The 9,528-nt window shown below is 68.4% G+C and carries 11 protein-coding genes; 3 read left to right on the top strand and 8 right to left on the bottom strand.

Annotation, left to right across the window (positions count from 1 at the left end):
• Positions 1 to 189 precede the first annotated feature (189 nt).
• On the bottom strand, positions 190 to 813 hold the full coding sequence (locus tag CJZ98_RS16695) for an antitoxin Xre/MbcA/ParS toxin-binding domain-containing protein (protein WP_094592248.1): 624 nt from the start codon (positions 811 to 813) through the stop codon (positions 190 to 192).
• Between the two features lie 137 nt (positions 814 to 950).
• Between CJZ98_RS16695 and CJZ98_RS16690 the strand changes: the two genes are divergently transcribed.
• A complete protein-coding gene (locus CJZ98_RS16690; RefSeq protein ID WP_094592247.1) occupies positions 951 to 1,157 on the top strand; it encodes a 2-oxoisovalerate dehydrogenase in 207 nt (68 codons plus the stop codon).
• A 165-nt stretch (positions 1,158 to 1,322) separates the two neighbouring features.
• On the opposite strand, the gene CJZ98_RS16685 is transcribed toward CJZ98_RS16690, so the two are convergent.
• Positions 1,323 to 2,900: an ATP-binding protein gene (locus CJZ98_RS16685; protein WP_094592246.1), complete on the bottom strand. Its 1,578-nt coding sequence runs from the start codon at positions 2,898 to 2,900 to the stop codon at positions 1,323 to 1,325.
• Between the two features lie 230 nt (positions 2,901 to 3,130).
• Positions 3,131 to 5,374 (bottom strand): AAA family ATPase, encoded by a 2,244-nt coding sequence (locus CJZ98_RS16680; protein ID WP_094592245.1) that lies wholly within the window; start codon positions 5,372 to 5,374, stop codon positions 3,131 to 3,133.
• A gap of 113 nt (positions 5,375 to 5,487) precedes the next feature.
• Here CJZ98_RS16680 and CJZ98_RS16675 point away from each other — a divergent pair, with 113 nt between their 5' ends.
• A complete protein-coding gene (locus CJZ98_RS16675; protein ID WP_232756569.1) occupies positions 5,488 to 6,105 on the top strand; it encodes a helix-turn-helix domain-containing protein in 618 nt (205 codons plus the stop codon).
• Here the strand turns inward: CJZ98_RS16675 and CJZ98_RS16670 are convergent.
• The 5 genes from CJZ98_RS16670 to CJZ98_RS16650 form a co-directional block, all read right to left on the bottom strand.
• On the bottom strand, positions 6,027 to 6,365 hold the full coding sequence (locus CJZ98_RS16670) for a hypothetical protein (RefSeq protein WP_094592243.1): 339 nt from the start codon (positions 6,363 to 6,365) through the stop codon (positions 6,027 to 6,029). The genes CJZ98_RS16675 and CJZ98_RS16670 overlap by 79 nt on opposite strands.
• A 23-nt stretch (positions 6,366 to 6,388) precedes the next feature.
• Positions 6,389 to 6,760 carry an AbrB family transcriptional regulator gene (locus CJZ98_RS16665; RefSeq protein WP_094592242.1) on the bottom strand — a complete coding sequence of 124 codons (372 nt, stop codon included), beginning with the start codon at positions 6,758 to 6,760 and terminating at the stop codon, positions 6,389 to 6,391.
• Positions 6,761 to 7,031: 271 nt separating this feature from the next.
• Positions 7,032 to 8,324, bottom strand: coding sequence for a glycoside hydrolase family protein (locus CJZ98_RS16660; RefSeq protein ID WP_094592241.1), 1,293 nt, complete (start codon positions 8,322 to 8,324; stop codon positions 7,032 to 7,034).
• A gap of 96 nt (positions 8,325 to 8,420) precedes the next feature.
• Positions 8,421 to 8,822 carry a type II toxin-antitoxin system tRNA(fMet)-specific endonuclease VapC gene (gene vapC / locus CJZ98_RS16655; RefSeq protein WP_198537917.1) on the bottom strand — a complete coding sequence of 134 codons (402 nt, stop codon included), beginning with the start codon at positions 8,820 to 8,822 and terminating at the stop codon, positions 8,421 to 8,423.
• Positions 8,819 to 9,052: an antitoxin gene (locus tag CJZ98_RS16650; RefSeq protein WP_094592240.1), complete on the bottom strand. Its 234-nt coding sequence runs from the start codon at positions 9,050 to 9,052 to the stop codon at positions 8,819 to 8,821. The genes vapC and CJZ98_RS16650 overlap by 4 nt, the downstream gene beginning before the upstream one ends.
• A 114-nt stretch (positions 9,053 to 9,166) precedes the next feature.
• On the opposite strand from CJZ98_RS16650, the gene CJZ98_RS16645 reads away from it, so the two are divergent.
• The coding region (locus CJZ98_RS16645; RefSeq protein WP_094592249.1) for a hypothetical protein at positions 9,167 to 9,528 on the top strand (362 nt) is incomplete at its 3' end.

Raw genomic sequence — 9,528 nt, 5'->3', positions numbered from 1 at the left:
CTCTGGGCGCAGTAGAGAATGGATCGAGGCTCTCCCTGCTGGTGGTGGTCAAAGCGGGAGAATGGACCCATGCAGCGAAACCCACAGGCCGTAGATCCATAGGGCTGGGGTTGGAAGATCCGCAACAGTGGGCTGCCCGAATCCAGGGTCCGGAGTTTCGCCTGGGTCGGCCGATTCGGTGGGGGTGGATCAATCCTGACCACGGCCCACGGCCTGCGCTTCCTCCAGCACGGCCTGCACTTGGCCCTGCCGCAGCCGCTCCAACGGTGTGTCCCCACCGAAGACCGGTTGGGGGCGCTGCAACCAGCGGGTCTTGCTCAGATCCGGCAGCCGCAGAGCGGCCAGCACCTCCGGTAGCCCGGCAACCACCCCATCGGGTCCGTCAGGGTCGAACTGGCAGAGGGGAAAGCGCCAGTGGCCCTGATCCCGGAAGGCCAGGAGCGAGCCGGCCTTGATCCGATCCAGCGGCGTCTGGCGATTGCGGGCCCCCAACAGGGCCACCACCTCGCGGCTGCCGATGGTGTGCTCGAGCAGGTCGCGACGCATCGCAAAGCGGGCCTGCAGTGCCTCGAATTCCAGCTGGGCTGGATTGGCAGGGCCGGGTCCCAGCCAGCGGCGCAGCTCACCGACGTCCCCCTCAGCAGCGGGCTCGGCGGAACCAGAGGCTGCAGCTGCGGCATCCACGGCCTGGAGCAGTGCCGCCTGGGCCTGGGGGGTCAGGCCGGCCTTCTCCACCCGCTCGATCAGGGCGACCTGGAAGGCCTCCTGGGCATGGGGCGTGGGCCTGGGTTTGCGGGTTGCAGGGGTGGCCATGGCCGACGCCAGCAGCGCACCGATCCTAGATGCGCTGTCAGAGATGTCAGCCTTGCCAGGGGAAGCGCAGGGCCCGGGTTGTCCGGCAGGTCCACGACCGCACTGACGCAGCCAGACTTCAAAGAGGTGGCCAGCCCATGAACGAGGTCCTGTTTGTCGTGGAGGAGGCCGATGACGGCTCCTACCGGGCGAGTGCGGTTGGCGCCGCCATCCATACCGAGGCCGACAGCCTGGAGGAGCTGCATCAGGACATCCGGGGTGCCGTCCACTGCCACTTTGAGGATGGGGAAGCCCCGCCACTGATCCGCCTCCACCACGTCCGGCAGGAACTCCTGGCCCTGTGAGGAGCCCCCGCGACCTCCTGGTGCAGGTTGTTCAGACCATCGGCGGCTGAGCAGCGAGGTCATTGGGGGAGGCGCCACCTTCTCCTACGGCGAATCGGGCCCACTGGCGGGGGCTGCAGCACAACCGGCGCAGCTGATCCAGCCCAGAAGGCCTGGAGTAACTCCCTATCGCCTGGCGGCGTCCCTGAGGTCCGAAAAGCGCTCCTGGATCTCCCCGCCCCGCTGCAGCATCAGGCTGGCGGCCACGCCGGCCAGGCGCTCCAGCTCCTTGCGGAACTCGTAGCCGTGGTGCATGTTCATCGCGTGGGCGGCCTCATGGATCAGTACCTGCAGGCACTCCGGGCCCAGCGGGTTCTGCCAGAAGCAGTCCTGATCGAGGGCCAGGGTGAGCACGTTGCCCTCACTCCAGTGGGCATAGAGCGTCTGGGAGGGATCGGTGTTGAGGGTGAGCTGGCCGCTCACGGCCTGCTGGCGGACGGGACAGCTGGTCACCAGCTGCTGGCAGAACCACACCGCAAACGCCAGGCAGCGCGCCACGTGCTGCTCGCCGCCCTGCCGCGTGATCCAGGTCTGGCGCGGATCCGTCGCCTCGGCCGCCCTGGCTACCGCCACGCTGAACCCCGCGGATCCCACCTGGGCCGCCTTGGCCCGTTCCTCGCGGCGCACCAGCTCCTGGGCTGAGGGCACGAACAGGCGCAGCATCTCGCGGAAGCCGCCGCTGGTCTGGGCGGTGTTGATCACCTGCACCCCCAGATCGCGCGCGTCCTCATCGAAGTGGCGGTTGCCCATCCGCGGCACAGAGCGGGCGATGTTGGCCCCGAAGGCCCGCTTGATGATCTGCTGTTGCACGGCGGTGCTGCAGCGCCGGCCGGCCTGGCCCACCCAGTCCTGCTTGATGGTGTCCGCGTCCATGCCCTCCAGCAGGGCGGGCAGGCAGGCCACGTGCAGGCTGACGCCGTAGCCCGAGGCCACCGCATCGCGGTTGGGGTTCATCGGCACCCGCTGCTGGATGTCGGCGTGGAAGGGAACGCTCCACTCCAGCTGGGCCACCGGGATCCCCATCTCGTAGATCGTGGGCGTCTCCTCCTGCAGGCAGCGCACCAGGTGGATGGCGGTCCTGCGCCTGGGTTTCTTCCAGCTCTGGCTGGTGGCGTCGTAGATCTCGGTGGTAAGGCTGGCCTCCAGGACATGCTCGGCGGGCCGGTGCTGGAGGCGCCGGCCATTCACCTCCAGGGCCACACCGCTGGGCACCAGGAAGCGGGCGAAGTATCGATCGAGCGGCTCGACCACCTCGGCCGGCCAGGCCATCTGCATGCTCACGCGCGTGCCCGCTCTGGCGGCTGCTGCCGGGCTCTGGCGGGTGACGCGCTCGCCGTTCTCCAGCAGAAAGTGCAGCTGCTCGCCGCCGCTCACCACCAGGGCCTGTTGGGCGATACAGAGTGCCTCCTTGAAGCCCCGGCCAAAGCGGCCCCGCTTCTGGTGGCTGTCGGTCTTGTGGGTGAGATACACCACGCGCAGATCAGCCAGGTTGTCGATGCCGGAGCCGTTATCCGCGCAGTGCACGTGCAGGCTGGTGCCGTCGTGGTTGGTGCTGAGCTGGATCCAGCCCGCCTGGCCGGCGGCGATGGAATCGAGCGAGTTCTGCACCAGCTCCTTGATCAGGTGCTCCGGCGGCCGTGCGGCATTCATGGCGGCAAAGCCATCGGTGCTGATCGCCAGCCAGCCCGGGGATTGGGTGCGCATGGGTTGGGTCTGTTGCGGTGTCCAGCTCTGGACGGGATCCCGCCAGTGTCCGCAGGGCCAGGGGCGGATTGCACCGCTTTCGTGCGAAGCACGGGTGCAGCGAGTGCGTTGAACGCCATAGCGCCCCAGCAGCGGATTTGGTGGTACGGTGAATAGATCAACCACCAATCGGCAGCCGTACCGTGAACAGACACGGAAGCGCTGACTGCTCAGACGGGGGATAGGCAGGATCAGCAGCTCTCGTAGAGCGCCACCACCTCCAGTGCCTGCTGTAGCTGTTGCTGGCGCAGCTCTAACGGCAGCTCGATGCGGATGCCGCCGCCCCAGCGGAACAGCCAGTTGCGCAGGTCCCAGTCCTGTTCCACGGTCCAGCGCGGCAGGCGGATCTCCACCGGGTAGGGGTGGCTGTCGCCGGGGGGATTGGGCTCCAGGGTGTCGCGCGGGCTTGCCGGTCCTAGGTCATCGCCAGGCCTGGGCCGGGCATGGGCGGTATGCTCCGGAGGAAAGCGCCGCGGCTCCTCACGGATCAGCCTGAACACCGCCGCTGTGCAGGAGAAGCGCAGCACGGCGTAGGGATCAGCGGCGACCTCCGCTTGCCCATCGGCCCTGGCTCGGGCCCTGGCCTGCGGCATCACCGCGAGCTGATCATCGACCCCATTCCCGAAGTAGAGCCCTCCGCAGACGTGCAACAGCCGCTGCAGCCGCTCCATCGCCGTGCTGTGCTCGTCCTCGCTGCTCCGCCGCACATTGCCGTCCTCGCCCAGCATCACGAGCCGATCCAACCGCAGGCAGCGGATCAGACCCTGGCTGCGGCCGGGGGTGTAGGTCTCAAAGGCGAGATACCAGCTGATGTTGTGGAACAGCAGCTGCAGGGGCCAGGCGCGAAAACTGCCGTCCTCACCGCGTAACTTCTCCGCCTCGCTGGGTTCGGGATCGGGCAGGTGCCGCAGGCGCACGCGCCGGCGGTCCTTGATCGCCCGCTCCAGCCGCTGCACCAGCTCGGGATCGGCCAGGGTGCCGGGCTTCTCCTCCGTGAAGGAGCGGTTGGCAAGAGCTCGCTTGGAGAAGCGACGCGATACCGAGCCCTCGTGCAGCACCCCCGCCCAGAGCAGGCGTTCACGCAGCTGATCGAGCACCGGCTGCTGGGATGGATCGCCCAGGCGCTCCACCGACGCCTTGAGCATTGTGTAGACCTCGAGCAGCTGATCGGCCGAGAGCAGGGCGGTGCCGAGGGCGTAGCCGTGGCGCAGGTTGTCGGGACGGCCGGAGCTGGGCTTGGGGCGAAATCCATAGGGCGTGAGCAGCAGCTCGAGGTCCTTGCGCAGCGACGCCTCCTGCCCCGGGGCGTAGCCACCCTCGATGTCACCCAGGACCTCGATCAGGTGGCGGTAGAGCTTGTCCTTCTCCGTGCCGGACCTGGACCCCTTGGATCCGCTGGCCGTCGGTGCCGGCGCATCAAAGGGCTCCTGGAGGATGTGGCGCAGCAGGGTGAACACCCGCCGGAAGATGCGCCCATCGCCGAGGGCTGGATAGCCCCCGTGGATGCTGCTGCCCTGCACAGGCCCCCCTGGGCCCAGATCCAAGGGCTGATTGTCGCTCCAGTTGAGGTTGGAGAAACCATTGGCCGCCAGCCAGGCCAGATCCGAGCGGATCGCGTCCACATCGGCGTAGCACTCACAGTTGCCGCCATGGATCTCGCTCCAGCTGGCAAGATAGGCGGCGGCCCGTTCCGCCAGATCCCCCTCGGGCGCTGGGTTGAGCACCTGCAGCAGGGCGCTGGCAGTACCGGGATCGCTGATGTCGAGCCCGTTGAAGGTTGTCATCAATCGGATCAGGAACAGCAGCCGCTCCAGATCCAGCAGGCGGGAGTAGCGGTGCAGGTAGGGGAGCTTGCGGCCCCGATCCAGGTTCACTGCATTGCGGATCCGCTTGTCGAGGCCATCGAGATGCCGTTGCAGCAGTGCCCCATCCACCGTCTCGGCCGCTGGATTCACGGTCACCAGGGCCGCAAAGCCTTCGCTGCGATCAGGGCCGAAGTGTTTGTGGGCCAGCGATGCGGCGAACTCCCGGATCACGGCCTCGGGCACCTCCCGTTCGCGGTTGCGGGCCCAGGCCAGGCAGGTCGGCTCGGGGGTTGTCAGCCACCAGCCGATCCACTCCACCGGCCTGGAATAGGTCATGGCCTGGGTGTAGATGAGGCGCCAGGGCCGGCGGGCGTGGGTGGCATCGATGATCACCGGGATGCCGGCGGCGATCCCCTCGTGAAGACGCTGCAGCAGCCGATCACGGATCTCCGGCCAGGGGCCCTGGATCGCCGCATCGCCGAACAGCTCGGCGCGGATCACATCGGTGGAGAGCACCAGGCCCGGCTCACCGTTGGGTCCCTGCAGCAGGGGTGCCAGCTTGTGGGCCAGGGTGGTCTTGCCGCTGCCTGGGGGGCCGATCAGCAGATGGCAGCGGATGGGGGAGGACATGGCGCAACGCTGCTGGGCCCACAGCCATTGTGCTGCTCCCGTCGTGCGAACAACGTGCCCCGCCGTCGTGCTTCGCAGGAGAGCTCAGCCCAGCAACAGCCAGGCGGGAGAGGGTGAACCCCGCTGAGGCTGAGGTCGTGACGATGGTCAACCAGGAGCAGGGCACTCCCTACCGCGCCCCGGATCTGCTCCGGGATGTGCTGCTGATCGACATGCTGGAGCTCACCGGCAGTACGGCCGCAGCGGCCCGGGTGCTGAGCCTGTCGCAGCCGACCGTGAGCCGGCGCTACCGGGCCCTGGCGCAGGATCTAGGCCTGGAGCGCCGGCCCCGTCAGAGGCCTGGCCGCCGCTTTGGGGAGTCGAGCTGCCTGCGGCTGCTGCGCAAGGGCCTGAGCCTGCACCGCTGGCAGGCGGGGGTCCTGCGCGTCGGCGGTCGGCCGGAGCACCAGCAGCAGATGGCCGATTATCCGTGGCTTCACTGGGTTGGCCTGGAGGGTCTGCTGCTGCAGGCGGCGCCGGAATTGATCCGTAACGACCTCTTGGATGGCCTGATCATCAGCGAGGCGGAACTATCCGTGCTCGGCAGCCCCTATACGGGGGGCCTTCGGATCGGACCTGAATTGCTCCTGATCTGTCGCCGCCATCCCCGCATTCAGGGCTTGCTGGCTGAGCTGCAGGATTGGCCCTGGAATCGGTGCATCACCCCCCAGGCCTCCAGGGCGGCGTCGTGATACGCATCGGAGGAGATGGCGTTCTTGAAGTTCGTGTAGGAGAGCTGCCGAACCTGCTCCGCCAAGGCTGCCGCCACCTGCTCCCGGGGCACGAAGGCCCGGTAGCGGTAGTCGGCATCGGCGGTGGTGATCACTTCGGCGGCCGGGAAGCAGGCCTCGATATGGCCTGCCGCCCGCGCCCGCACCAACAGGGTGGGGCCGTTTTCCTCACCCTTGACGGCCACGATCGAAAGGAAGCCGTCCGGCAGAAACAACCACATGGCTCAGCGAGCCCCCCTGCGCCTCACTCCTCCTCGTCGCTGCCACCGGCGGGGAGCAGGCGGATCTGCTTCTTGCCCAGCTTGATCTCGAACTCATCGCCGGGCTTGAGGTCCAGCAGGGCCGTGTAGGCCTTGCCCACCAGCAGGTTGCCGTTGAACTGCACCTTGGCCACGTAGCTCAGGGAGCGGCCAGCTTTGCCCTTGCCCTTACCACCGGTCTCGCCGAGGCTGACGCCCTTGGCCTCCAGCAGCGCCTCGTAGAAGGCGGTGAAGTTGAGGCGCTCGCTGCCGTCCTTCTTGGTGCTCACGTAGCCGGCGGCCCGCACCAGATCGGACTTGGAGGCATCGCCGAGCTCCTTGACCTTGGCCAGCAGATCGGATCCGGTTAGGGCCATGGAGGTTAGTTCGTGATCCCACAAACGTAGCAACCCATGGTGCTGCCCGTGGGTCGCCCCGTGTTGATTGTTGCTCCCTCGATCGGAGACACCGCCATACCAACGAGGGTGCAGAGCCCCTCGTGGGTCGTTGTGTCGCTGCCTGGGCAGATGCAGCCAGCGGGATCTTTGCTACACGGGCGCACTGCTGGCGATGCGTTACCGCCGCTCCGCCACCGATGCCCGATGGGACAGGGCCCACCGGGGTCAAGATGACGGATTCCTCAGCCCATCAGTCGGCCGTCAGCAGCTCAACCCACCAGCCCGATCCAGGCCCCTCCACCATCCAGCGGCGTCTCCAGTTGCGCTCCGAGTAGCGCAGGCCTTTGCCGCTGCCGATCGCGGTACTGACATAACCGCCAGCCACGAGATCGGCCTCGCCGTTGGGGTCGTGCATCAGTAGCTGGCGTGTAGCCGGATCCCAGCCGATCACCAGGCTCCAGTGGCCGCCGCCGCTGGGGGCACTGACCGCGCCCTTGTGCAGCCAGCCGACGGGGCAGGGGAGGCCCCGCTGCAGCTGGGCCACCAGATCGGTGATGCGGCCATCACTGCGGAAGCGGGCACGGAGGCCAAGCCCTGCCAGGGCCGCCAGCTGGGCCGGGGCCTCGGTGCTGTCGCCGTGCCGCTGCACCAGGGCCAGGAACTGGTCGTCGAGCTGACCGGGTCCGTTCAGGCAGCCCGGTCGGAGATAGGCGGCGGCCATGGCGCAGCTGGAGGAGAAGCACATGCGCGGGCCCTGGCCGGTGGCGCTGTCGTTCTGGGCGAGATAGGGCACTGCCAGATGGATCAGGCCCTGGTGCAGTGCTGCTGGCTTGGCTGGTGTCTCGGGCTGGGCCATCGCCTGGGGCCATGGCTGCTGCCCCGCTGGTGCCGAGGCCTGCCGGTACGCCCTGGCGAACTGTTCCAGCTGCTCGGCGTTGAGGGAGCGCTGCAGGGCTTCCCAGGCCTGACGCTGGTGGGGCAGATCCCGGTGGAAGGCCGCTGCGTCGCGCAGCTGGATCGGCCGCCCGTCCACGGGCGCCTGGTCCTGCGGCAGTCCGGGTTGGCCCGATGGCACCGGCGAGGTTGCGGCTCCCGTGCCTCCCAGGGCATGGGCCACCTCAGCGGCGCGGCGCCGCTGCAATCCCTCCAGCGGGCCGTTCTCGCCGCGGCACCAGCGGGGCAGTTCCTCGGCGATCACCCGCGCCGCCGGTTCCCCCGCTAACAGCCGCCGCCGCAGCGTGGAGCCCTCCAGCGCCCCTGCCCCCACGTTGAAGCAGAAGCTCACCAGCGCCTCCCGCTGCCGGGCGGTCACGGAGCAGCCGGCCAGGAGCTGATCCACCGCGGCGGCGGCCTCAGCGGCGTCGCTCTGGAGCCAGGCTTCCGCCTGCTGCGGGCTGATCACCAGACCGGGCACCACCTCTGGGCCGGTATGGCCATAGCCGATGGTCCAGGGCTCGCCGCCACTGCCAGGATCGGGATAGGCCGCCAGACGGCAGCCCTCCCAGCGCTTGAGCAGTTGCCAGCCGTCGGGGGAGAGGGTCAAAGGGGGAGCGTGCGCAGACCTGGAAGGGTTCCGGGTGGTGCCGCTCCACAGCCCATGCCTGGGCCCGCTGGGCCTGCGTTTAAGGCACCCGTCGACTCAGCTGGCGGGCACCCAGTTGTCCAGCCGCAGACCTGGCACCTTGGCGAACTCGCGGGTGTTGTTGGTGATCAAGGGCGCCTGCTGGCTCAGGGCATGGGCGGCGATCATCGTGTCGAGGGAGCCGATCGGCGTGCCCCTGCGCTCCAGTTCGGCGCGCAGGTCGCCGTAGACCCAGATGGCCGGCTCATCAAAGGGAAGGATGACGAGGGGCGCCAGGAACAACTCCAGGGCCTGGCGGTTGCGGCTGGAGCCGCTCTTGGCGACGCCGTAGGCGAGTTCAGCGGCGACCACGCTGCAGATGCCGATCTCGCCCATGCGGTAGCGGCGGAACCGCTCCAGCACGGCTGCGGGTCTGGCGTTGATGACGTAGATGCAGATGTTGGTGTCGAGCAGGATCACGGGTTGAACGCATCCCGCTGCTGCTGCTCAGGTTGCTGGCGCTCGAGCACAAACCCTGGCTCAAAGGCCTCCAGCCCGGCCTCCAGGGTCTGCCAGGGGTCCTCGATCGGCAACAGCAGCACACCATTGCCGAAGTGCTTGACGGCGACTTCGCTTCCGCTGAAGCGGTAGTCCTTGGGCAACCTGACCGCCTGGCTCCGCCCCGACTGAAACAGACGCGCGGTGTCCATCAGCCAACCCTCTGGTAGATACCAATGGTAGCCACCGTTTCGGCCCCGGGGGGCTGCAGGCCCGGGGTGGCGGCGCAGGCCCGGAACCCTCTGGGGTTGCCGCTGCCTCTCGCCATGGAATCCCGCCGTCTGGTGGTCTGGATCTCCACCGGAATCCTGGGGTTTCAGGGCCTCACCCTCTGCTTTGACCTGCTGAACTGCACGGCCCTCTCCTGGCTCTACGTGCGGCTACACGGCTTTGACGCCGCCGTGCAGCGCTCGGTGGCCTCGGCGCCAGAGCCGGCGCTGCAGCGTCCCCGGGGTCGGGGCGGCGTCCTCGACCCCGATGCCCCCACGCCGCCTGTGGCGGGTTCAGTCTCGTCGTTGCCGGTGCACCCGCTGGCGCTGTTCTGTGCCCGGCCCCAGGGCCGCATCGACGACGCCGTCAGCCAGGGGCTCAGCATCCTGGCCGGGCTGGCGCTGGGGGGCTCGATGGG

This window comes from Vulcanococcus limneticus LL, from assembly GCF_002252705.1.
GTDB classification, from domain to species: Bacteria; Cyanobacteriota; Cyanobacteriia; order PCC-6307; family Cyanobiaceae; genus Vulcanococcus; species Vulcanococcus limneticus.
The sequence above is the reverse complement of the archived record's forward strand: the minus strand, read 5'-3'. Positions and strand labels throughout refer to the sequence as shown.